Raw genomic sequence first — 21,013 nt, 5'->3', positions numbered from 1 at the left:
TCCGGGCTAGCCGGCGTGGTCGACAGGCTCGCAGGCGAGCAATCCGGCGTTGCGCGCCGCCCTGACGAAGGCCTTGCGCGCATCTCGCGCGGTGCGCCAGCCGTCGAGCGCGTCGCGGCAGGCCCGATAGGCGGCGCGCCAACTCCGGCCGCGGGCACGGTCCGGCCACTGCTGACGCATGCATTCGATGGCTTCCCAACTACTGGCGACCTTGCGCTCGCTGGATTGGAATTTCAACGTGATCGGCTCGGCGAAGCGGACGTCGTCCATCACTTCCTCCTTGTTTTCTGATCGTCTTCTTGTTTGAGCAAGCAACGTCATGCTGGCGGCACCGGCGACCAGCCGGCGCCGCTGAAGGACATGGTTCGTCCCTTTGCGCGGTTCAAGAGCATCGCGGCAACAGCGGTTATTCCTCCTCGTCCGGCCCTTGCAGCAGTTCGATCAGCGTCGCTACTCTTGCCGTCGGCAGCGGTCGGCCTTCGTTCACCAGCGCCTCGTCGGCGGCGATCCAGGCCAGGGCCTCACGCAATTCCTGGACCGTCCCGTCCGTCGCCGCAATGTCGGCGATAACGGCGTCGTCGACCGGGCCCAGCACGGAAATGATCTCGTCGCGTGTCATGGTCAGCTCCATCTGCGAGTGCCGGGAATGGGCCCGGCAACACAAGAATCTGGGTCTTGACCTGCGGCAGACAATAACCGGCCGGGGAACTCGGCGTTGGCGATTGAAGCCAAACAGGCAATCTCCTGCCGGACATCTCTCACAAGTAGATTGGCAGCCTCGCCGAACCGACCAAAAACCGGCCCGAAAACCGGCAACGCGAGAGCCATCGGGGTCTTGACTTGCGGCGGACAATAACCAAATCGATGGCACCGGTCGCCGAAATGGGGCCGGCGAAACCAGGGAGCGCCAGCTCTTTGGCGCTCCTCGTATCTATGTTGCTCGATGGAGGATGTAGCTATGAGAACCGCATTCGACTTTTCCCCGCTCTATCGGTCGAGCATCGGCTTCGACCGCGTCTTCAACCTGCTGGAAAATGCGCCGCAGGCTTTCGACGCCTGGCCGCCCTATGACATCGCGCGCAGCAGCGAGAACAACTACCGCGTCACTATCGCCGTCGCTGGCTTTTCCGAGGACGACCTCGAAATCATTCATGAACCCAACCTCCTGATTGTCTCCGGCCAGCATAAGGAGCCGGACAACGCGGAGTATCTGCATCATGGCCTCGCCACACGGCCCTTTACCCGCCGTTTCGAGCTTGCCGATCACGTCAAGGTCGCAGGCGCCTCGCTCGACAACGGCCTGCTCAGCATCGATCTGGTACGTGAGGTGCCCGAGGAGATGAAGCCTCGGCGCATCGCCATCGCGACCGATGTCGCCTCGCCGAAGACCGGGCCGAAGGCCGCGCAGGTCGAAGCAAACAAGCAGGCTGCCTGAACGAACCAGTCGAGAAAGGAGACTATGCAATGGCTATTCGTGATCTCATTCCCTGGGGCCGGGAGAATAATCAGGCCCCCAGCCTGTTCCGCAGCGGCGATCGCGATCCCTTCCTGACGCTGCATCGCGAAATGAACCGCCTGTTCGACGAGGCGTTCCGCGGCTTCGACACGAGGCTGCCGTCGCTCGGTGGCTTCTCCGCTGCCGGCGCCAGCTGGCCGAGCGTCGAAATCTCCGATAGCGAAAAGGAGATCCGCGTCACCGCCGAGATCCCCGGAATGGACGAGAAAGACGTCGAGCTGCTGCTCGATGACGGTGTGCTGACGCTGCGCGGCGAGAAGCGTGAAGAGACCGAGGACAAGGACAGGCAGTTCTCCGAACGCTTCTATGGCCGTTTCGAGCGGCGTATCCCGCTCGGCTACGAAGTCGACGAAGACAAGATCAACGCCGCGTTCCGGAACGGCGTGCTAAGCGTGACGCTGCCGAAGCCGGAGCGCGCTCAGGCCAAGGCCAAGCGTATCGCCATCAACGGCGGCAACGGCAAGTCCTGATGGCTCGCAGCAGGACGACGCCCGCTTCTGCCCTGCCGGTTCCGGCGGGCAGAAGCGGGGAATGTCGATGACCCGTTCTCCCGACGCTCCGGTTCCGCCTGACCAGGCGCAGCAAGTCTTGCAGTGCCTGACGACCGAGCATTTCGTGCTGCAAAACGCTCGCGCCGCGACCATTCAGGAAGCGAACCAGCGAGCCAATCTGTTCCTGACGTCGGTCTCGAGCGCAACGATTGCCTTGTCCTTCGTCGCCCAGGTCACGGAGATGGGCAGGCCGTTCGTGTTGTTCAGCCTTATCTTGCTACCTTGCCTTTTCTTCATCGGCCTGGTCACCTTCGTGCGCGCTGTGCAGGTTGCCATCGAGGACATGGTGCATGCCCGCGGCATGGCCAGGATCCGCCACTATTTCGTCGAGCTGGCGCCGGTCCTGCAAAGATACCTTGTCAACTCCACGCATGACGACCTCTCGGCGGTGCTGGTCGACAAGGGCCTCCGCCCCTCGCCGCTGCAATATTTCATGACCACCGCTGGGATGGTGGGCACGATCAACGGCGCCATCGCCGGCGCCTTCACCGGCATCGTTGTTAAGTCCGCTTTCGGCGGAGGCATGTCGCCCGGCGTGATTTGCGGGCTGGCGGTCTTCGCGACATGCATTCTCGTCCTGCGGCGTTATCATAGTCGCGCCTGGGCCACGGCCGAAGAAAGCTTGCCAGCACGGTTCCCGGTCGACAATGACAGGAAAAGCTAGCGCCGACATATCCGGATGTCGAAAAATGGCAGGGCGCCGCCCTTGCGTCTTGCGCGCCAATTGACCATCCTCGCCAACATCATTTGCACCGCGGCCGGGGGGTTCGCACATGCCGACGCTTTATGCGCTGAAACCGGCCTTCCAGGCCAGGCTGCGGCCGCTTGCCGACGGCCTGGCCAAGGCCGGCGTCACCGCCAACCAGATCACACTGTTGGCCGCTGCCCTCTCGCTCGCTGCCGGCCTTGCGGTGGCAGCCCTTGCAGGCCGCCGCGCGGTCTTTCTGCTGATGCCGCTCGTGCTGTTTACGCGAATGGCGCTAAACGCCATTGACGGCATGCTCGCAAGGGAACATGGCCAGGCCTCGACGCTCGGCATGTATCTCAACGAGCTTTGTGATGTCGTCTCCGATCTCGCTTTGATCCTGGCCTTTACTGTCATTTTTCCTGCCTGGGGCGTCGTTGCATTCGCTATCGCGGCTATGATCGCGGAATTCGCCGGCGTGCTCGGCATCGCGGCCGGAGCTGGGCGCAACTATGCCGGCCCGTTCGGCAAAAGCGACCGGGCGCTGGCGCTTGGCATCCTCGCGGTGCTTATCGCGTCCGGCCTGTGGGTCCCGGCGCTCACGCCGCTCGTGTTTCCGGCCATGGCTACACTCTCGCTGGCGACCGCCATCAACCGGATACGCAGCGGCCTTAACGGGAGCGGTAGCTGAATTCCGGTCTCGCCAGGGAGAACAACATGCTTCACCAACAGACGGTTGCCGCCGTGGCTTCAGTCAATATCGAGCGGGTGGCGCAGGAGCGCAGCTTCAAGAGCCACGATGGCACAGAGATCTTCTATCGCTATTGGCCGGCGCTGTCGGAAAACCCCAAGGGCGCCATCCTGCTGTTCCACCGCGGCCACGAGCATGGCGGCCGTATGGCGCATCTGGTCGACGAGTTCCAGATGCCCGACCACGCCTTCTATGCCTGGGACGCGCGCGGCAATGGCCGCTCCGCCGGCGAACGCGGCTATGCGCCGTCATTTGCCGCGCTGGTGCGCGACATCGATTGTTTTGTGCGCGAGATCGACAGCGACGGCTTTGCCCGGCGCGACATCGCGCTGATCGCGCAATCCTTCGCCGCCGTGCTTGCCGCCGCCTGGGTGCACGATTACGCGCCCGACATTCGCGCCCTGGTGCTGGCCTCGCCAGCCTTCTCGGTCAAGCTCTACGTGCCCCTCGCCAAGCAAGGCATCGCGTTGTGGCAGAAGCTGAAGGGCCGCTTCTTCGTGAATTCCTACGTCAAGGCGAAATTCCTGACGCATGACCCCGAGCGTATCGCCTCCTTCGACGCCGACCCGCTGATCACCCGGCCGATCGCCTCCAACATCCTGGTCGAGCTCTACGACCATGCTGCGCGCATCGTCGCCGACGGACGCGCCATCACGGTGCCGACACAGCTTCTGATCTCCGGCAGTGACTGGGTGGTGCGGCATGAACCGCAGCACGAGTTTTTCGTCAATCTGGCGAGCCCGGCCAAGGAGCGGCATGTTTTGGCCGGCTTCTTCCACGACACGCTGGGCGAGCGCGACCGCCACAAGGCACTCGACCTGATCAGGCCTTTCCTTGAAAAGCAATTCGCGGCGCCGGAAAAGCCGGTCGACCTGACCGAGGCCGACCGCGCCGGCTACACGCGCGACGAGGCCGACCGGCTTGCCTCGCCGCTGCCGCTGCTGTCGCTAAGGGGCCTCTACTGGGCAATGAGCCGCGCTTCGATCCGCATGGGCGCCTGGCTGTCGTCCGGTATGAAGACGGGGATTGCCACCGGCTTCGATTCGGGCTCGACGCTCGACTATGTCTACGAGAACGAGGCGCGGGGCATCAGCCCCATCGGCCGCATGATCGACCGCACCTTTCTCGATGCCATCGGCTGGCGCGGCATCCGCCAGCGCAAGCTGCATCTGGAAGAACTGATCGGCAGCGCCGCCGCCTCGTTCAAGGCCGCCGGCCGGCCGGTCCATATCGTCGATATCGCCGCCGGCCATGGCCGCTACGTGCTCGATGCCGTGCAGAAATGCGCCGAGCCGCCGGCAAGCGTACGGCTGCAGGATTTCTCCGAGCTCAACGTCTCGCTCGGCCGCAAGCTGATCGCCGAGCGCCAGCTGCCGGCGAGCGTCACTTTCCATCAAGGTGACGCCTTCGACGCCACGATGCTGGCCGGGCTCGACCCGGCGCCGGATCTCGCCATCGTCTCGGGGCTCTACGAATTGTTTGCCGACAATGCCGTGATCGCCCGCTCGCTCGGTGGACTGGCCAGCGCCATGCAGCCGGGAAGCCTGCTCGTCTATACCAACCAGCCCTGGCATCCGCAGCTCGAGATGATCGCGCGCAGCCTGACCTCGCATCGCGGCGGCCAGGCCTGGGTGATGCGCCGCCGCACGCAGGCCGAGATGGACCAGCTGGTGGCGGCCGCCGGCTTTGAGAAGCTCGACCAGCGCATCGACCAGTGGGGCATCTTCACCGTTTCGGTCGCGCGGCGCGTCTGAACATGGACTTGCCTGCCTCTGCCTTACCTCGCGATGCCCTTCCGGCCTTGCCGCGCGAGCCGTATCCCGGGATCGTCCTGCGCGCCGCATTGTGGCTGGCATTTCTGGCGCCGTTCTTCTACGCCACCTACGGCTTCGCCAATTGGCTGGCGTCGCGGCGCGACGATGTCGGCAGCATCGTCTACGGCTGGGAGCATGGCATCCCGTTCCTTGCCTGGACGATCGTGCCCTACTGGTCGATCAACCTGTTCTATGGCTTGTCGTTGCTGTTGAACAATTCGAAGAGCGGCGTCGACCGCCTTGCCGGCCGCTATCTGACGGCGCAGCTCGTCGCCGTCGCCTGCTTCATCCTGTTCCCGCTGACTGCGACCTTCGTGCGCCCGCAGACGAGCGGCCTGCCCGGCTTCATGTTCGCCGTGCTCGGCGGCTTCGACAAACCCTTCAACCAGGCGCCGTCGCTGCATATCGCGCTGCTGGTCATCATCTGGGACCATTGGCGTTACAGATTGACCGGCATCGCCGGCTTCGCTTGGCATGTCTGGTGTTTCCTGATCGGCGCCTCGGTGCTGACGACGTGGCAGCACCATTTCATCGACATTCCGACCGGCGCGCTGCTCGGCCTTTTCGCCCTGTGGCTGTTTCCGCGCGACAGCGAGCTGCCGTTCACCGGCTTCCGCCTGAGCGCTGACCCGAAGGCACGGCGGTTGGCGCTGTTCTATGCGCTCGGCGCAAGCCTTGCACTGGCCGGCGCCGCTGCCGGCGCGTTGGTCTCGGCGCTGTGGCTCATCCTGTTGTGGCCGGCACTGGCGCTGGCCATAGTCGCTTTCGCCTATGCCGGCGCCGGCGCCAAAGTGGTCCAGAAAACAGCCGATGGCCGCGTGTCGCTGGCCAGCCGTCTACTGCTTTGGCCCTACCGCCTTGGCGCCAAGGCCAATGTGTGGGCGTGGACGCGAAAGCTTCCGGCGCATATCGTCATTGCCGACGGTGTTTCCCTTGGCCGTTTTCCGACCGCCGCCGAAGCCGACCCTTTCGGCACGGTGATCGACCTTGCCGGCGAACTGGAAAGGCCGCGTGGCGCCTCGATCCGCTGGGTGAGCCTGCCCATGGTCGACCTTTTGCCGCCGTCTCGCGAGGCGCGTGCGCAAGCGGTGGCGGCGATCGAGGCGGCGCAGAAGCAGGGCGCGGTGCTGGTCTGCTGTGCGCTCGGCTTCCAACGCAGCGCCGCCGTGGTCGCCGAATGGCTGGTCGCCAGCGGCCGGGCCGCCACGCCCGATCAGGCGCGAGGCAAGCTCGCCGCCGCGGGCCGGCCGGTGCATCTTTGCACGGACGCACCGGCATGACCGCCTATCGTGACAGGGCCGAAGCGTTCGCTGCCGGGCTGATGGTGCAGGTGGCATGGCCGCTGCTGCTGATTGCTGCTGCCTTCCTGGCGGCGCCGGTCATCGGCCTGGCGGCTGCGCCGCAAACATCGTCGCTGTCCGCGGTAGCCTGGCTGATCGCCGCCGCAAGTGCCATAGCCACAATCATTCTCTCGGCCCTGCTTTTGTTCGACGCGCTGCTGTTTCGGTTGATGGCCAGCCACGCCAGCGAGGCAGGCGGCGGCGCGGCGATCGACGACGTGCTGGCGCGCATGCGGCTGAAGTCCACTGCCGGCGGCCGCTCACTCGAGCAGCGGATGGCCGGCACGCGCCGCCTGCTCGCCAAGCAGCGTATCGCGTTCGGCCTGTTCGCGGCGGCCTCGGTCGTCGCGGCATTCTTTTGAGCCCGTCCATGACAAAGCTTCGCGTCAGCACCTATACCCTGCTGCAGACGGTGACCTCGGTCGGCCTGTCGGCGCTGGCCTGGGCGGTCACCGGCGTGCGGCCGATCTGGAACGGCAGCCAGCCATCGGACCGGCAGCGCATCTACTTCGCCAACCATGCCAGCCACGGCGATTTCATCCTGCTGTCGGCCTGCCTCAGCGAGAAGGAACGCGCCCGTACCCATGCGGTGGCGGCCGCCGATTATTGGGGCAAGACGCGGCTGCGCCGGTTCATCGCCGAGGACATGCTGTCTTCCGTGCTGATCCACCGGCAGTGGACGGATGAAACGCAGCACCCGATCTCGATCATGCTGTCGGTGCTCGACCAGGGCCATTCGCTGATCCTGTTTCCCGAAGGCACGCGCAACATGACCGACGAACCGCTCCTGCCGTTTCGCTCCGGCCTCTACAATCTGTCGATGGCGCGACCCGATGTCGAGCTCATCCCGTGCTGGATCGAGAACATGTCGCGGGTGCTGCCCAAGGGGCAATTCGTGCCGGTGCCGCTGCTCTGCCGCGTCGTCTTCGGCGCGCCGATCGCCATTCAACCTGGTGAGGAACGCCGCGCCTTTCTCGACCGCGCCCGCGAAACGCTGCTGGCGCTGAACCCCCGGCCGGAGCGAGACGATTGAGGATCAAGGCAAAATGCTGCCGATGATGCACGAAACCCTCATTCTGATTGTCGGCCTGCTGGCGGTGCTGATCAGCGCCAGCGTCGTCGCCGGCGTTTTGTCGTGGCGCGCGCCGAAGCCGTTGTCGCCGACGCTGGTCAACCTCACCCAGCGCATCAATGCCTGGTGGGTGATGGTGGTGGCGATCACCGTTGCCTTCTTCTTCGGCCGCCCCGGCATGACCATCCTGTTCGCGCTGATTTCGTTCGCCGCGTTGCGCGAATTCGTGACGCTGACGCACAGCCGCCGCAGCGACCACTGGGTGCTGCTCGGCATGTTCGGCATCGTCATCCCGTTCCAGTACTGGCTGGTGTGGACCGCCTGGTATGGCCTGTTCACCATCTTCATCCCGGTCTACTGCTTCCTGCTGATGCCGGCGATCACCGCGCTGCACGGCGACACCGAGCGCTTTCTCGAGCGCGTCTCGGCGCAGCAATGGGCGGTCATGATTTCGGTCTACTGCGTCAGCCACGTGCCGGCGCTGCTGACGCTCGATGTGCCTGGCTTCGAAGGCCGCAACCTGTTGCTGATCGCTTTCCTGATCATCACCGTGCAAGGCAGCGACGTGCTGCAATATATCTTCGGCAAGCTGTTCGGCCGGCATCTCCTGGCGCCGACGGTCTCGCCGTCGAAGACTTGGGAGGGGCTGGTCGGCGGGCTGGCGGCATCGAGCCTGCTCGGCGTGCTGCTGTCGTTTCTGACGCCGTTTTCGCCGCTGCAGGCAGCCGGCGTCGCCTTCATCGCCTGCCTGATGGGCTTCCTCGGCGGGCTGGTCGCCTCCGCCATCAAGCGCGATCAGGGCGTCAAGGACTGGGGCCATCTGATCGAAGGCCATGGCGGCATGATGGACCGTGCTGACAGCCTGGTCTTCGCCGCCCCGGTCTTCTTCCATACGGTGCGCTATTTCTGGACTGTATGAAGGTTGGCGCCGTTTGCCGGGGCGGACGGTTCAGCGCGACCTTGCGAGGATAACCTGATCCGTTTGGTTATTACCACTTTCGCGAAAGCGGTAATAACCCGACCTGCCGCCGTCGTCGGCCGCGTTCATTTTGCCGCGGCGAGCGGCTCTTTCTTGCGCGCCGGCGTCAAGCGGCGCATGCGGCGTTTGGCGGTAGCCTTCAGCGCCACCGGCGGAGCGCTGGACAACGCGCCGAGCACCGCGCCGACCATGCCGTGTGCGACGAAATCGGCATTGATCTCGTTGGCCAATCTGGCGTCTGCCTCCTGGTTGTCGCTGTCGGGTTCCGACCACAACACGATACCCACCCGCAACCTTGGTTTGGCGCGTTTCAGCCGACGGACCAGGAACCGGCCGTGCTTGACGGAATCGCGGTTCAAAAATCCGACGACGACGGTATCGACGGCGTCGAGTTCAAGGCGGCGAATGCTTCCCGGTTCCAGATCGGCGAAGCTCGCCCTCAACACCGTAGCGCCCTGGACTTCGAGCACCTGCGCCAGCATGGCGGCAGCGGCGTCGTCGAGTTCGCCGCGCCCTCCGGCGCACAGCACCGACATGCCCGTGCCATCCGGCAGTTCGGTGTCGTCCTCGTCCTCCCCCTGAATCTGCTTGTCCTCGCGTACACCATTGTCCTCGGCCGCGGCCGTATCGTCCGCTTCCGCCTCCTCCTGCGCGCTGTCGTCGAGGTTCGCCACCATCGTCAGCGCGCTGCCGGCGACCTGCTGTCTTTGCTCATCGCTCAACACACCACGCACACGGTCCTGCTCGCCGAGCAGAAGTGCGGGAATCGCGACCTTGTCGTAGAACTCGACTAGATAGTTTTCCTCCAGCATCTCCTCGGCATGGTCTGTCGCTTCCTCGGGATCGCCGGCCAGCAGCCGTTGGTAAAGCCGGGCGTGCGGTTCGAGCACGGGTTCGTTGCCGAACAGAACGTCGAGGAATTCGAACTGCGGCACATGGCGGCCGAGCACGACGAGGCAGACCGTGAGCGGCGTCGACAGAACCAGGCCCAATGGCCCCCAGAGCCAGGTCCAGAAGATCGCCGCAACGATGATGGCCAATGGCGACAGCCCGGTGCGCGAGCCGTAGAGCCAGGGTTCGATCACGTTGCCGGTGATCAGTTCCACGACCACGAAAAGCCCGGCGGTCCATAGCACGAGCGACCAGCCGGGCGCCACGGCCAGCGCCAGGAACAGAGGCAGCAGCGTCGCGATGACCGGGCCGATATAGGGAACGAAGCGCAGCGCCAGCGCCAGCAAGCCCCACAGCAATGGATTGGGTATGCCCAGAACCCAAAGCCCGAACGTAATCGGCACGGCATAGACGATGTTCACGACCAATTGCATGAGCAGGTAGCGGCCGACCCGCTTGCCGGCATCCTGCAGCGCCTCGGTGGTTCGATGCAGATCGCCGTAGCCGACGAGACGTATGAAACGATCGCGCAGGTCTTCCCGCTCGAGCAGCATGAATATGACGACCACGACGATCAGCCCGGCCGATCCCAGCGGGCTCAGCAGCGGGCCGATCAGATTCTGGAGAACCTCGAGCGGTCGTTCGCGCGCGACGATTTCGACCGGGATCGGCTCCCGCGGAGGCTGATCGGCGGCGGGTTGCACAGGTCCGGGTCTGTCGAGTTCCTGGCCGACGCGTTCGATCACCCGGCTCAATCTGGAAACGATACCGCCGCCGACGCCGGTGTCCTTGAGGGACCGGACCTTGGTCAGGATATTAGCCTGGTAAAGCGGGATGTTCTGCGCCAGTTCACTGACCTGCGTGGCGACGATGAAGGAGAACAGCGCCAGCACCGTGAATGCGCCGAGCACGCTCGCGATCACGGCAGGAAGACGCGGAATGCCAGCGCGCTTGAGTGCCGACACCATCGGTACAAGCGCAAAGGTAAGCAGCAGGGCGATTGCGATTGGCAGAAAGACCTCGCGCCCGAAATAGAGCGCCGCGACGGCCGTCACGACCGACGCTACGCTGGGCAACGATGTGCGCGGAAGCGCCCTGGCAGCGGCAACAATGCCCGCCCGCCGGGGCTCCGACAGGTGCGCGCCGTTTCGACGATTTGCCGCCACTTGATACCTCCGCCCCGCCGTCGCCATGATCGGGCATATTGAGCCGGCGTGCAACTTCGCAGCGTCTCCCCCAACTGGACACCGATTGCCCTGGACCTTAATTGGCTTTGTCGGGCTTCAGATCGGCAGCGCGGCTATTCAGTCACGGTAGAATTTTTCAGTCACGGTAGAATTTTTTGCATAAATGGCGTCACGGGCAATCCTGTTCCATGTCTGCGCCGGAACGCGGAACTTTTGGGTCAAAACACCGTTCCTTCGTAGATCGCTGATGGACAACCTCAAAGCAGCAGCTCAGGAGGAATGATCATGAACATCAAGATGCTTTGCATGGGCGCGATGGCGCTTTCGATGATGACCGGCGCAGCGCTTGCCGCCGGTGCCACTGGCACTTCGGCGCTCGACGATCCGCAGAAAATGTCACCCTTCTTCACCGACGCCGGCATGAAGAGCATGAAGTCGGAAGCCGAATTCAAGACCGCATGGATGGCCATGTCCACGAGCGACCGGGCCATGGTGTTGAAGGAATGCAGCGACGCCGGCATTGCCAAGACGCATGCCGACTTCTGCAAGATGGCCAACCAGCTCGGTAACAAGTGACCGCCGGCGTCTTGCCGATCGCAATAACGGACCAAGCGAAAGGGCGGGCAGGTCCGTCATTGCGCGACCTTCCAGTCTGCACGGCGGCTTAGCCATTTGACGTCGCTACGCCGGAATATCCGCGCAATGAAGGCCACGGCTTTTGTTCGATTGCCGTGGCGCCATCGGCATGGCCTGGTCGGAACGCATGTCGCGGAGTGGCAATGCCACCCCGAGCGGTCCCGTCTGCTCGCAGCCCGCCGGTTAGCCTCCGCATGGCATTGCCGGCACCGGCGATCCAGGCGAGATCGCATGCAGAACCAGGCAGCTGAAGGGCCTGGTGCTGAAGACCGAGTTTTTGAAAAAGGCCTGATCGCCTCGGCACCCTTCGCTTCCATCTCAATCGCCTCATGACTGAACCGCCAATGTGAGCGAATCGCCCATGCGACGAGTGGGAGGAGCCTGTCCCCTCGCCCTATGTTGCACTGCGTTAGATTTGTTGCATTGCAATATCGGCGCATCGGGTCGAGCCTCTGCGAGGTGGGCATTCCTTGCACGAGGTGATTGTGTCGGCATCATTTCGGCCTGACATCGAAGGGCTGCGCGCACTGGCGGTGGCGGGTGTCATCGCCTTCCATTTTGGTCTCTCCGGCCTGCCCGGCGGCTTTGCTGGCGTCGACATCTTCTTCGTCATCTCCGGCTACCTGATTACAAAACACCTGGTTACGGAAATAACCGAAACCGGGCGGCTGAACCTCTGGCGCTTCTACGCCCGGCGCGCCCGGCGCCTGCTGCCGGCGGCACTGTTCGTCATTCTCGCCACGCTGTTTGCTGGTTACTTCATCCTGTCGCCGGAGGAACAGGCGCTCTATTCGAAAGGCGCTATGTTCGCCTCCGCCTACATGATCAACCTCTGGCTGATCCGCTGGTCGTTCGACTATTTCGCCGCCGACGCCACCAACAACCCCTTCATCCACTTCTGGTCGCTGTCGGTCGAAGAACAATTCTATTTGGCATGGCCGGCGCTGCTTTTGATGGCCGCATGGCTGCGCCCGGGCAAGCGCACCGCTATAATCGTCATTGGCCTCGCCGGCCTAGCCTCCTTCGCCGCCTGCGCCTGGCTGACGGAAGTGTCGCAGCCCTGGGCCTTCTACTTCTCGCCGCTCAGGGCCTGGGAATTCGCCGCCGGCGGGCTCGCGACCATGGCGCCGGCAAAGATCTGGCGCGACCGGCCGCTGCTCGCCACGTTCCAGGCATGCCTCGGTCTGGTGCTGATTGCCTGGGCCTATCTGATGCTGGACGAAGACTCACCGTTTCCCGGGGTGAATGCGCTGGCGCCTGTCGCCGGCACCGTGCTGCTGCTGCTCAGCGGCAGCGGCGGCCGCAATCTGCCGAGCGCAGTGCTGGCGCTGCCGCCCATGCAATGGCTGGGCCGGCTGTCGTATTCGCTCTATCTCTGGCACTGGCCAGTCATCGTCTACGCGGCAATGGTGGTTCCCAACCTGTCCATCCTGGACCGCTTTGCCTGCGCGGCGCTGACGCTGCTTCTGTCGATGTTCACCTATCATTTCGTCGAGAACCCGATCCGCCGCAATGGCTGGCTGATGGCCGGAGCAGCGCGGGCGCTGGTGCCCGCCGTCGCGCTGACCGGCGCCGGCGTGGTGGCGGCCTATGGCAATGCGCGCTTTGCCGAGCACAATCTCAGCCCCGAACAGCACGTCATCGCCGACAGCGCCGCCCAACTCTCCACCGTGCGCGCGACCAATGGCGGCTGCGTGCTCGATTTCGAGACCGTCAAGCCGAAGCCCTGCATGTTCGGCCGCAAGGATGCCCAACGCTCGGTCGTGCTGTTCGGCGACTCGCATGCCGACCATTGGTCGACGCCGCTGATCAAGGCGGCCGAGAAGAACAATTTTCGCGTCGTCACCTTTCTCAAATCCTCCTGCCGGGCTTCGCGGGTGACGACCTGGAACTGGCGGCTGAAGCGCGACTACACCGAATGCGACCAGTGGCGCGAGCAGTCGGTCAAGGACATCATCGCGCTGCACCCGCAACTGGTGGTGATTTCGGAATTCTCGATCGGCAATGTGATGAAGGAATCGCCCGAGGAGTTGAAGCACGCCGATTGGCAAGCGCAGTGGCGGACGGGCCTCACCTGGACGCTTCAGGCCTTCAGCCAGGCCGGCATCAAGGTCGCGGTCATCAGGGACGTTCCCTACAATGCAAGCTACGCCGACAAATGCGTGGCGCGCGCGCTGTGGCGGGGCCAGACGCCCGCGACATGCGACACGCCGAGGATCATGGCGGCAAACGACGACATCGCCACAGTCGAGCGCGACATCGTGCGCTCGACGCCGAACGCCACTTACATCGACATGACCGACCGGTTTTGCGACCAGACCACCTGCCACGTCTTCATCGACGGCAAACTAGCCTTCCGCGACCGCCACCACCTGGCAACGCCCTTCGCCGAAACGCTGGAGCCGGCGGTGGAACGGGCGCTGTTTTCGAATGTGATGGCGGCGGCTGTGAAGTAACAGTGCGGGATCTTGTCGGATCACGACCGACCAGCCCTTGGCGAGCAACCCACGCCAGGTCAGCTAAGGATGAGACCAGCCAGTAAAACGGTAAGGATAAGCGACAGCGGAACTGCAAGAAGGCAGCACAGCTCGAAAGTATTGGCTCGCCAAGAAGTCATTGGTCGCTTTTCCATGTTGGCCTTCTCTCTCAACGGCCAGACCGGGACGGCAGTTCCTAGATGGTGCTCATCCCCACCACTCATCACGCAATTGGCGCAGTTCGTTCCGCTTCCTGGTCATCCATCGTGCACGCGCCAAATGTGTCGCCCACGCCCGGAAAGCCCTCTCCGGCTCCCGCTCCGGATCGATATGCAGAACGATGCGGGCGACCTCACGCCAATCGGTCCCTTCCGCCGAAGCGTCGAGCAGCCGGATATAAGTAAGCATGCGATCTTCGTCATAACCGGTCAGAACCGAAGACGTCGGCGCTGCGTTCGCGATATGAAGGTTTGGCGGCTTTAGCATTGCAACCTACCAGCACTGGCGCACCGTAGCAGCCTATGAAGAAGCCGGCGCCCTTTGATCGGAGGATGCGGATCGAGATTCGCCTCGACGGTCGACAAATGCGGGCCTCAGGCGGGGTTCCGCGCAGTTGGGCTCACGCCTCACCCATCGCGATCGGGTGGGCGCAATCTATGTATTTTACTAGGTATTTCAGTGGAACCTAATTTAGTCGACGCAATTATGCGTGCGTGAGAAAGCGTGAAATCCAGACCGTCACTGAAAGCCGGCTATCGCGGGATCAGTTGGCCGATGATCCAGTGATTGCAGTCGATTTGACCGAACGGATATTGCAGGCGGCCGACAACGACAGGATAGTCTGCCTCGTCGTGGCAACGGAGCAGCTGGAAGCCGACCGCATCGAGAAGGCGGAGCCTAGGGAGACCAGGATTGCCGCTAGTTTCGTCCGGGACTTTGAGGTGATGCTGCTTGTTCTTTATGCGGCCTACGCCCTCGCTGTGCTGGGTGCGACCGCTTTCGTTTTGCTGGAACTGGGGCATGTCCAATAGATCGGCAAGGTGACGGGACTGGCACCGCCCGATTGTCGCTGTTTTGACGGGACACCGGGATACATACGGCGCGGACCACAACCAGCTCGAGGCTTGCGTCGACGGCCACCCTGCCGCACAGCCAGAGGCATTTTCGCCCACGCGGCGCTAATTGGGGCTCTCAGTTGGGGGCATCTTGCTAATTTGTGGAACGAGCCTGCCCCTCGCGGGTTTTTCTATTAGAGGGACGTTAATGAAGGAGGTAGCTATGAAGAAGCTCCTGCTTGCCTCGGTGATCGCCATCGCCTCGGCGGCTTCCGTGATTGGCCCGGCCAATGCCGGCGGCAGCGTCACGATCGGCATCGGCAACGGCTATGACGACGACTATTATTATCGCCACCATCGGTATTCCGATTACGACGATGAGTACGTCCCCCGTTACCGCTATGATGTCTATAACGAGGACTACGCGCCGCGCTACCGGTACCGGTACCACCGGCGCTGCCATACCGAAGTCATCAGGCACTGGCGTCATCACCACCGGATCATCGAAAGAATCCGTGTCTGCCGTCGTTGACGGATCGATCCGGCCGGTAGTGCCGGCCGGATCGGCGGGGCTCCTCATCTCGGCTTGCGCATCAGCATCATGCCGTAATGCACGGCCAATATGTCGAGCCCGATCTTGAGTAGTTTCACCACCACGTCGCGCGGTTCGCCCGCCTGTTCGGCCAGGCTCTTGACCGTTGCGTCGGCACAGCAGACCTTTTGCACGATGCCGGCGATCTCCCAATGGACAAGCGCCCTGGTGGCCTCGGCATGGTCGCGGCCGGCGGACAGGATGTGTTCTGCGACGCCGCTGCCGGTGCGGCCGCCGTCGACACGCTCGGCCCAAGCCATCGGCTTGGCGGTTGCCTCCGACGAACTGCGGAAATCCTGGCGGTAGCGCATCCCCGCCTCGCGCTGCTGGCGCGACAGCGAGGTGAGGCCGCTCAGCGGGTCGACATTGCGCACCCGCACGATGCCGCCGGTCGCAGTGTGGCCGTCATTGGAGACCTCATAGAGGCGCGCCGCCTCCTGTGTTCCTTTGGCCAGCCGCTTGCGGCCGAACCTGTCGTCTTTCAGCGCGAAATCATGGCCGATCTCCTTGCGGATGCGCACCTGCTCGGCCTCGCCCTTCGGCAATCGCGTCGGCCTGGCTTTGGTCTTCTGGGCGATTTTGCTGCTCATCGGCTCGGTCCTCCTGGTTTTTTGTCGTCGGGCTCTGGCGAATTTCCGTCATCCACTGGGCTCAAATCGTTTCGGCCGGCAGCGTGCGCAGGAAGCGCGCCGCGTGATAGGCGCAGTAACTTTTCGAAGGCTTTGTGCGCAGCCCGCAGCACAGCATGTCCAAACCGGGGCGACTGCCGGTGGCATCGTTTTCGGCATCCTCCTGCAGCGTCGTGTCGAGCGGCGCGCGGCAACGGTCGAAAAGGCAATCGATGAAGCGCATGGCGGCGAAATGTGGCTGGCGGCCGCCGGCGGCGATCGGGCGCGGCGCCGGCATTTCGAGCCGCTCGCCATCGGACCCGGTGATCCGAGCCGGACCCGGCTGCCAGGCCGGCGGCGCCAGCCTGGCCGACAGCCTGGCGGGGCGGCAGCGTGGCTCGGCCTTCGGATCGGCCTCCGCTTGGCTTGCGGCATTTGATGGCTCAGGCGCCGAATCTCCGAGCCGGCCGCCCGAGCGTCCGCCACACCGGCCCTTGGATCTGGCAAGGCCGATGGTGCGCAAACGGGCGGTGCGGTGGACGATGCCGATGATGGCCGCGCGCGAGGCCGGGCGGCCGCCCAGCGCGGTCAACCGGGTGGCGATCTTCGCGGCCGACAGCCCGCTCATCAATAAGTTCTCGATTTGTTCCAATTCAGAGGCGGAATAGCGGGCGGCCATGATGTTTTATTCCCTGCAAGGGTGGTTGTGTGTGGCGCCGGCTTCGCCGGCTCTCAGGCTGGAAAGCCGATCAGCCTTCGCGTGGCCTGCTACGATCGAGCTTCATCTCGGCCGCCTGCCTGGTTGCGCCGGAGACTGCCTTGCCCATCCGCTTGTCGAAGGCGATGACCGTGCCGTCTTCGGTACGGATCCAGGAAACCGCGGCACCCGCGTTGCCGGTCGACGGGTAATTCGTGGCCGGAGCCGTGAGGGGAACGGCTCCGGCCGTTCCGGCCGCTTGCGCTGCCGGAACCGAGGCGCGAGCCTCGGGCATCGGCCCGGCCGGGGAGGAGGACAGCCGCGACGAAGGGGAAACGGTTGGCACATGCATGGCCTTGGCGATCGTTTGCGGTACCGCCTCCAGGCCAGCGCCGCCGGCGCGCTGAACGGCGGATTTAAGGACCGAAAGCTGGTGAAGCGACTTGTGCATGCCCGCATAAGAGCATAACTCAAATCATAATGCAAGCGATTCTTGCATAGACGAAACCGAATCTTATGTCTCAGATGGGAGCCATGGCGAAAACTGCACTGTCGATCAAGGTCGGAGCGGCGATCCGCCGGGCGCGCAAGCAGCGCGGCCTGGTGATGCGTCACATTGCCGAGCACAACGACACCGACGTCGCTGCCGTCGGCAATTGGGAGACCGGGCGCAACCTGCCCAAGACCGAGAACCTTTTGAAGACCGCCGCTTTCCTGCGCGTCGATCCGGTGGCGCTCGGCAAGGGCGAGGTCGTCTTCCTCGAAGATGCTGGACCGGTCGCCGATGCCGAGATCGTCACCGATCCCGGCCCCCTGCCCGCCGGACCGATGGACATCCAGCTTCTCGGCACCGCCGTCGGCGGCGACGATGGCGACTTCACCTTCAACGGCCAACCGGCCGGCTATGTCCAGCGGCCGCCGGGGATCCGGCATCTGCGCAATGTGTTTGCGCTGCACGTGCTGAGCGATTCGATGGTGCCGCGCTACGAGCCCGGCGAGATGATCTATTGCGGCGGCCGCGACGCCGTGCCCGGCGACCATGTGGTGATCGAGACGCTGCCCGAAGAGAACGAGCAAAACGGCAAGGCCTTCATCAAGAAGCTGGTCAAGCGCACCGCCGCCGAGTTGATCGTCGAGCAGTACAATCCGCCCAAGACGCTGACCTTCAACCGCTACGCCATCAAAAACGTCTTCCGCGTCATCCCGCTCAAGGAACTGCTGGGGTATTGAGGAGGGTTTTCCCTTCTCCCCTTGTGGGAGAAGGTGGCCGAGCGAAGCTCGGTCGGATGAGGGGTGCCGGACGGATCGCTACGTAAGGCTTTAAAATCGTTCCATATTTTAACGCCGAGTTTCTTCCAGCACCCCTCATCCGGCTCGGCGCTACGCGCCGATCCACCTTCTCCCACAAGGGGAGAAGGAAGTTCCCCCCTCAAGCCCGCCTCGACTGCTCCGGCTCTCGACCGTTGAGCAGGCGCGCCTCGGCGCGCACCCGTTGCCGGTCGTCGATGAAGGCGGCCTGGATCGAAACGGCGGCGCCCGGCAGGCCATCGGCACGGCAGGCCTTGCAGATGAGGCGCCCCGAAAGCGCTGATAGCGGCGTCTCCGGCCTCACCCCATGCCGCTTGAGCTCGGCCGGCTTCCACCACCTGTTGCGGCCGCAATCGATGCACTCGACGGCAATCGAGACGACATCGGCGATCGTCGCTTCCTTGCCCGCCAATGCCATGGCCACCCCATCGTTGTTCCTGCTTTGTTCACATCATTATCGGTTTTTGGAGCGGAGTCGAGTCGGTTCCGCTTACATCAACGTGAAAGTTTCACTTGTTCAATTATTTGAGTTATGCTTATATCTCATGCGGGCTGGAATCGGCGCGAGCCACGGAACCGCGGCCGGCCGGCAGCAAGGGAGCGACGATGAACCCAGCCCAGTTCGCCCATGCCTGCGGCTATAGCGGCGACAGCCCGGCCATGCTTGCCGCTTTCGCGGCCATCCGCCAGGACGGCATCCGCAAGGCACGCCAGGGCCATCGCCAGCGCAAGGTGGCGATTGACCAGATGAAGCCGAGCCGCGTTCTGTTCCTGGCGGCGATCCGCCCGGCGCAGACAGCCGAGGAGGCACTCGAGGACGCCGCCCGCTTCCTGGCGATGTTCCGCAACATGCCGCGCTGGCGGCAGGAAAGGCGCGCCGCCGACCTCGCCCGTGCCAGACAGCAGCGCCTCTTCGCCCGCTTCTTCCGCCGCTACGGCCACCGCCTCTGGGCGTTCGAGATCACCTGAAGGCGCGGGCCTTCCCTTGCAAGTCAAAACGGATATTGCGATCGCCGACGTCGCACCGTATGTCTTCGCGCGATGAGCGAGATCGAATTCCGTCGCGCGCAGGCGCCCGACCTGCCGGCGATCGTTGCAATGCTTGCCGACGATGTGCTCGGCGCAGACCGGGAAGACCTATCCACGCCGCTTGCGCCATCCTATCTCGATGCCTTCAGCGCAATCGATGCCGATCCCAACCAGTTGCTGGCCGTGGCTGTCGAGGCCGGGCAAGTGGTCGGGACCCTGCAACTCACCTTCCTTCCGGGTATCTCCAGGAAGGGTGCCTGGCGCGGCCAGATCGAAGGCGTTCGCGTCGCCCGGCAATGGCGCTCGCGCGGCGTCGGCAAACTGATGGTCGAATGGGCGATTGAAACGTGCCGTTCGCGCAATTGCAACTTCGTCCAACTCACCACGGACAAAGGTCGACGGGAGGCGCACGATTTTTACGAGCGCCTCGGTTTCACCGCCAGTCATCTCGGCTACAAGATGGCGCTGTAGGTTGCGGCGGCGGCCTCCGCGCTGCTTGACAATTCACCCGCAATGTTCTCTTTATGTTCCTATCATAACGCGAGACAATGCGGCGTTCGAGCCGCCGCGAGCGAACGGGCCGGATGGAAGCCAACATCCTCCACGCGGATCTGGATGCCTTCTATGCCTCGGTCGAACAATTGCTCGACCCGGCCTTGCGCGGCAAGCCGATTGCCGTCGGCGGCGGGGTAGTGCTTGCCGCATCCTATGAGGCCAAGGCGTTCGGCGTGCGCGGCGGCATGCCGGGACGGCGGGCGCGGGAACTCTGCCCGCAACTCATTTTCGTCGGCGGCCATTTCAAGGACTATCAGCGGCTGGGCGATGCGGCAATCAAGGTGCTCGGCGATTTCACGCCGGTGGTCGAGCGGATTTCGATCGACGAGGCCTTTGCCGACGTCGCCGGCTGCACCCATTTGTTCGGCTCGCCGGCCGAGATCGCCGGCAAGATACGCCGCCGCGTGCGGGCCGAGCTCGGCCTGCCGATCTCGGTCGGAGTGGCCCGCACCAAGCATCTGGCCAAGATCGCCTCACAAGTGGCCAAGCCCGACGGGCTCGTGGTGGTCGATCCGCGCCACGAGCTGGAATTCCTCCATGAGCTGCCGGTCGAGCTGATGTGGGGCGTCGGCCCCGTCACCAGGGAGCGGCTGGCCGGTATCGGCGTCAACACCATCGGCGAGTTGGCGAAGACCAACAGTGGCGCGCTGGAGCGCCTGCTCGGGCCGGCGGCGGGAGAGAAACTGAATGCGCTGGCGTGGAACCGCGATCCGCGCAAGCTTGAGACGCAGCGCCGGGCGCGCTCGGCCGGCGCGCAATCGGCGCTCGGCCGAAAACCGGCCGACGAGCAGGTCTTCGTCCCCGCTTTGCTGCATCTGGCCGACAGGGTCGCCACCAGGTTGCGTGCGAAATCCCGGCCCGGCCGCACGGTGACGGTTCGTGTCCGCTTTGCCGATTTGCGCTCGGTGACGCGCTCGGTCACGCTCGACCAGCCGATTTCGGCAACCGCCATGCTGGCCGAAATCGCCGAGGCGCTGGTGCGCAAGGTGCTCATCGACCATCCGCACGAAAAGACCATCTCGCTGCTGGCGATCGCCGTATCGCATCTGGAGCAGCATGCCGGGCTGCAACTGGAGCTGCCGCTCGGGCTCGACGACCGCCGCCGCCCCGGCACCCGGAAGGACGCGGCGCGCTGGATCGCGGATCGCGCCATCGACAAGATCCGCGACCGCTTCGGCTGGGAGGCGGTCGGCTACGCCTCGGTCGCGCTCGGACTACAGCGGTCGGTTCCCGACGCATTTCGGGAGCTGGCCGAGAAGGAATTGTGAGT

At 64.1% G+C, this 21,013-nt stretch carries 25 protein-coding genes; 17 read left to right on the top strand and 8 right to left on the bottom strand.

Annotated elements, in window-relative coordinates:
• Positions 1-6: 6 nt before the first annotated feature.
• On the bottom strand, positions 7-270 hold the full coding sequence (locus tag NKH42_RS27490) for a DUF982 domain-containing protein (RefSeq protein ID WP_254819658.1): 264 nt from the start codon (positions 268-270) through the stop codon (positions 7-9).
• A gap of 136 nt (positions 271-406) precedes the next feature.
• Complete coding sequence (locus NKH42_RS27485) at positions 407-619, bottom strand: hypothetical protein (RefSeq protein ID WP_352475551.1); 213 nt, start codon at positions 617-619, stop codon at positions 407-409.
• 339 nt (positions 620-958) lie between these two features.
• Between NKH42_RS27485 and NKH42_RS27480 the strand changes: the two genes are divergently transcribed.
• The 9 genes from NKH42_RS27480 (at position 959) to NKH42_RS27440 (ending at position 8,648) form a co-directional block, all read left to right on the top strand.
• Entirely contained in the window at positions 959-1,435 is a 477-nt protein-coding gene (locus tag NKH42_RS27480; protein ID WP_254819660.1) for an Hsp20 family protein, read from the top strand.
• A 29-nt stretch (positions 1,436-1,464) separates the two neighbouring features.
• On the top strand, positions 1,465-1,986 hold the full coding sequence (locus NKH42_RS27475; protein WP_352974664.1) for an Hsp20/alpha crystallin family protein: 522 nt from the start codon (positions 1,465-1,467) through the stop codon (positions 1,984-1,986).
• 67 nt (positions 1,987-2,053) lie between these two features.
• Positions 2,054-2,731, top strand: a complete 678-nt coding sequence (locus NKH42_RS27470; protein WP_352507800.1) for a hypothetical protein — start codon at positions 2,054-2,056, stop codon at positions 2,729-2,731.
• A 109-nt stretch (positions 2,732-2,840) separates the two neighbouring features.
• The gene (locus NKH42_RS27465; protein WP_254819663.1) at positions 2,841-3,443 is read left to right on the top strand and encodes a CDP-alcohol phosphatidyltransferase family protein; all 603 of its coding nucleotides are present in this window, start codon (positions 2,841-2,843) and stop codon (positions 3,441-3,443) included.
• A 26-nt stretch (positions 3,444-3,469) separates the two neighbouring features.
• Complete coding sequence (locus NKH42_RS27460; RefSeq protein ID WP_352705279.1) at positions 3,470-5,257, top strand: bifunctional alpha/beta hydrolase/class I SAM-dependent methyltransferase; 1,788 nt, start codon at positions 3,470-3,472, stop codon at positions 5,255-5,257.
• A gap of 2 nt (positions 5,258-5,259) precedes the next feature.
• On the top strand, positions 5,260-6,597 hold the full coding sequence (locus tag NKH42_RS27455; RefSeq protein WP_352974662.1) for a phosphatase PAP2/dual specificity phosphatase family protein: 1,338 nt from the start codon (positions 5,260-5,262) through the stop codon (positions 6,595-6,597).
• Positions 6,594-7,019, top strand: coding sequence for a hypothetical protein (locus NKH42_RS27450; protein ID WP_352691790.1), 426 nt, complete (start codon positions 6,594-6,596; stop codon positions 7,017-7,019). The genes NKH42_RS27455 and NKH42_RS27450 overlap by 4 nt, the downstream gene beginning before the upstream one ends.
• Before the next feature lie 8 nt (positions 7,020-7,027).
• On the top strand, positions 7,028-7,690 hold the full coding sequence (locus NKH42_RS27445) for a lysophospholipid acyltransferase family protein (protein ID WP_254819667.1): 663 nt from the start codon (positions 7,028-7,030) through the stop codon (positions 7,688-7,690).
• Between the two features lie 22 nt (positions 7,691-7,712).
• Entirely contained in the window at positions 7,713-8,648 is a 936-nt protein-coding gene (locus NKH42_RS27440; protein WP_254819727.1) for a phosphatidate cytidylyltransferase, read from the top strand.
• A gap of 125 nt (positions 8,649-8,773) precedes the next feature.
• Here the strand turns inward: NKH42_RS27440 and NKH42_RS27435 are convergent, their stop codons facing one another.
• Complete coding sequence (locus NKH42_RS27435; protein WP_352507803.1) at positions 8,774-10,765, bottom strand: AI-2E family transporter; 1,992 nt, start codon at positions 10,763-10,765, stop codon at positions 8,774-8,776.
• 306 nt (positions 10,766-11,071) lie between these two features.
• On the opposite strand from NKH42_RS27435, the gene NKH42_RS27430 reads away from it, so the two are divergent.
• Complete coding sequence (locus tag NKH42_RS27430; RefSeq protein WP_254819668.1) at positions 11,072-11,362, top strand: hypothetical protein; 291 nt, start codon at positions 11,072-11,074, stop codon at positions 11,360-11,362.
• Positions 11,363-11,907: 545 nt separating this feature from the next.
• Positions 11,908-13,878 carry an acyltransferase family protein gene (locus NKH42_RS27425; protein WP_352691792.1) on the top strand — a complete coding sequence of 657 codons (1,971 nt, stop codon included), beginning with the start codon at positions 11,908-11,910 and terminating at the stop codon, positions 13,876-13,878.
• Between the two features lie 228 nt (positions 13,879-14,106).
• On the opposite strand, the gene NKH42_RS27420 is transcribed toward NKH42_RS27425, so the two are convergent.
• Positions 14,107-14,385, bottom strand: coding sequence for a DUF2285 domain-containing protein (locus NKH42_RS27420; RefSeq protein ID WP_352475563.1), 279 nt, complete (start codon positions 14,383-14,385; stop codon positions 14,107-14,109).
• A gap of 296 nt (positions 14,386-14,681) precedes the next feature.
• Here NKH42_RS27420 and NKH42_RS27415 point away from each other — a divergent pair, with 296 nt between their 5' ends.
• A complete protein-coding gene (locus NKH42_RS27415) occupies positions 14,682-14,930 on the top strand; it encodes a hypothetical protein (RefSeq protein WP_352974660.1) in 249 nt (82 codons plus the stop codon).
• Between the two features lie 247 nt (positions 14,931-15,177).
• Positions 15,178-15,486, top strand: coding sequence for a hypothetical protein (locus NKH42_RS27410; RefSeq protein WP_292664589.1), 309 nt, complete (start codon positions 15,178-15,180; stop codon positions 15,484-15,486).
• 44 nt (positions 15,487-15,530) lie between these two features.
• Here NKH42_RS27410 and NKH42_RS27405 read toward each other — a convergent pair whose 3' ends face one another.
• The 3 genes from NKH42_RS27405 to NKH42_RS27395 all read right to left on the bottom strand — a co-directional run bounded on the left by NKH42_RS27405 (position 15,531) and on the right by NKH42_RS27395 (position 17,302).
• Positions 15,531-16,136 (bottom strand): DUF6456 domain-containing protein, encoded by a 606-nt coding sequence (locus tag NKH42_RS27405; RefSeq protein WP_352475566.1) that lies wholly within the window; start codon positions 16,134-16,136, stop codon positions 15,531-15,533.
• Positions 16,137-16,197: 61 nt separating this feature from the next.
• Positions 16,198-16,782 (bottom strand): GcrA cell cycle regulator, encoded by a 585-nt coding sequence (locus NKH42_RS27400; RefSeq protein WP_352475567.1) that lies wholly within the window; start codon positions 16,780-16,782, stop codon positions 16,198-16,200.
• Between the two features lie 121 nt (positions 16,783-16,903).
• Positions 16,904-17,302, bottom strand: a complete 399-nt coding sequence (locus tag NKH42_RS27395) for a hypothetical protein (protein WP_352691794.1) — start codon at positions 17,300-17,302, stop codon at positions 16,904-16,906.
• Positions 17,303-17,376: 74 nt separating this feature from the next.
• Between NKH42_RS27395 and NKH42_RS27390 the strand changes: the two genes are divergently transcribed.
• Positions 17,377-18,081 carry an XRE family transcriptional regulator gene (locus NKH42_RS27390; protein WP_352691796.1) on the top strand — a complete coding sequence of 235 codons (705 nt, stop codon included), beginning with the start codon at positions 17,377-17,379 and terminating at the stop codon, positions 18,079-18,081.
• A gap of 199 nt (positions 18,082-18,280) precedes the next feature.
• Here the strand turns inward: NKH42_RS27390 and NKH42_RS27385 are convergent, their stop codons facing one another.
• Positions 18,281-18,577 (bottom strand): hypothetical protein, encoded by a 297-nt coding sequence (locus NKH42_RS27385; protein WP_352507809.1) that lies wholly within the window; start codon positions 18,575-18,577, stop codon positions 18,281-18,283.
• A 188-nt stretch (positions 18,578-18,765) separates the two neighbouring features.
• On the opposite strand from NKH42_RS27385, the gene NKH42_RS27380 reads away from it, so the two are divergent.
• The 3 genes from NKH42_RS27380 to dinB all read left to right on the top strand — a co-directional run bounded on the left by NKH42_RS27380 (position 18,766) and on the right by dinB (position 21,011).
• Positions 18,766-19,128 carry a hypothetical protein gene (locus tag NKH42_RS27380; RefSeq protein WP_352691743.1) on the top strand — a complete coding sequence of 121 codons (363 nt, stop codon included), beginning with the start codon at positions 18,766-18,768 and terminating at the stop codon, positions 19,126-19,128.
• A 72-nt stretch (positions 19,129-19,200) separates the two neighbouring features.
• Complete coding sequence (locus tag NKH42_RS27375; protein ID WP_352691742.1) at positions 19,201-19,659, top strand: GNAT family N-acetyltransferase; 459 nt, start codon at positions 19,201-19,203, stop codon at positions 19,657-19,659.
• A gap of 113 nt (positions 19,660-19,772) precedes the next feature.
• Positions 19,773-21,011: a DNA polymerase IV gene (gene dinB / locus NKH42_RS27370; RefSeq protein WP_352691741.1), complete on the top strand. Its 1,239-nt coding sequence runs from the start codon at positions 19,773-19,775 to the stop codon at positions 21,009-21,011.
• Positions 21,012-21,013 lie beyond the last annotated feature (2 nt).

This window comes from Mesorhizobium sp. M1142, from assembly GCF_040318565.1.
Lineage (GTDB): Bacteria > Pseudomonadota > Alphaproteobacteria > Rhizobiales > Rhizobiaceae > Mesorhizobium.
The sequence above is the reverse complement of the archived record's forward strand: the minus strand, read 5'-3'. Positions and strand labels throughout refer to the sequence as shown.

Coding starts and splice junctions, on each gene's coding strand:
- NKH42_RS27455 (WP_352974662.1), top strand. CDS start 5,260: ATGGACTTGCCTGCCTCTGCCTTACCTCGCGATGCCCTTCCGGCCTTG.
- NKH42_RS27390 (WP_352691796.1), top strand. CDS start 17,377: ATGGGAGCCATGGCGAAAACTGCACTGTCGATCAAGGTCGGAGCGGCG.
- NKH42_RS27385 (WP_352507809.1), bottom strand. CDS start 18,577: ATGGCATTGGCGGGCAAGGAAGCGACGATCGCCGATGTCGTCTCGATT.
- NKH42_RS27475 (WP_352974664.1), top strand. CDS start 1,465: ATGGCTATTCGTGATCTCATTCCCTGGGGCCGGGAGAATAATCAGGCC.
- NKH42_RS27405 (WP_352475566.1), bottom strand. CDS start 16,136: ATGAGCAGCAAAATCGCCCAGAAGACCAAAGCCAGGCCGACGCGATTG.
- NKH42_RS27420 (WP_352475563.1), bottom strand. CDS start 14,385: ATGCTAAAGCCGCCAAACCTTCATATCGCGAACGCAGCGCCGACGTCT.
- NKH42_RS27430 (WP_254819668.1), top strand. CDS start 11,072: ATGAACATCAAGATGCTTTGCATGGGCGCGATGGCGCTTTCGATGATG.
- dinB (WP_352691741.1), top strand. CDS start 19,773: ATGGAAGCCAACATCCTCCACGCGGATCTGGATGCCTTCTATGCCTCG.
- NKH42_RS27440 (WP_254819727.1), top strand. CDS start 7,713: ATGATGCACGAAACCCTCATTCTGATTGTCGGCCTGCTGGCGGTGCTG.
- NKH42_RS27445 (WP_254819667.1), top strand. CDS start 7,028: ATGACAAAGCTTCGCGTCAGCACCTATACCCTGCTGCAGACGGTGACC.
- NKH42_RS27375 (WP_352691742.1), top strand. CDS start 19,201: ATGAGCGAGATCGAATTCCGTCGCGCGCAGGCGCCCGACCTGCCGGCG.
- NKH42_RS27485 (WP_352475551.1), bottom strand. CDS start 619: ATGACACGCGACGAGATCATTTCCGTGCTGGGCCCGGTCGACGACGCC.
- NKH42_RS27380 (WP_352691743.1), top strand. CDS start 18,766: ATGAACCCAGCCCAGTTCGCCCATGCCTGCGGCTATAGCGGCGACAGC.
- NKH42_RS27490 (WP_254819658.1), bottom strand. CDS start 270: ATGGACGACGTCCGCTTCGCCGAGCCGATCACGTTGAAATTCCAATCC.
- NKH42_RS27450 (WP_352691790.1), top strand. CDS start 6,594: ATGACCGCCTATCGTGACAGGGCCGAAGCGTTCGCTGCCGGGCTGATG.
- NKH42_RS27395 (WP_352691794.1), bottom strand. CDS start 17,302: ATGCACAAGTCGCTTCACCAGCTTTCGGTCCTTAAATCCGCCGTTCAG.
- NKH42_RS27460 (WP_352705279.1), top strand. CDS start 3,470: ATGCTTCACCAACAGACGGTTGCCGCCGTGGCTTCAGTCAATATCGAG.
- NKH42_RS27400 (WP_352475567.1), bottom strand. CDS start 16,782: ATGAGCGGGCTGTCGGCCGCGAAGATCGCCACCCGGTTGACCGCGCTG.
- NKH42_RS27465 (WP_254819663.1), top strand. CDS start 2,841: ATGCCGACGCTTTATGCGCTGAAACCGGCCTTCCAGGCCAGGCTGCGG.
- NKH42_RS27480 (WP_254819660.1), top strand. CDS start 959: ATGAGAACCGCATTCGACTTTTCCCCGCTCTATCGGTCGAGCATCGGC.
- NKH42_RS27410 (WP_292664589.1), top strand. CDS start 15,178: ATGAAGAAGCTCCTGCTTGCCTCGGTGATCGCCATCGCCTCGGCGGCT.
- NKH42_RS27470 (WP_352507800.1), top strand. CDS start 2,054: ATGACCCGTTCTCCCGACGCTCCGGTTCCGCCTGACCAGGCGCAGCAA.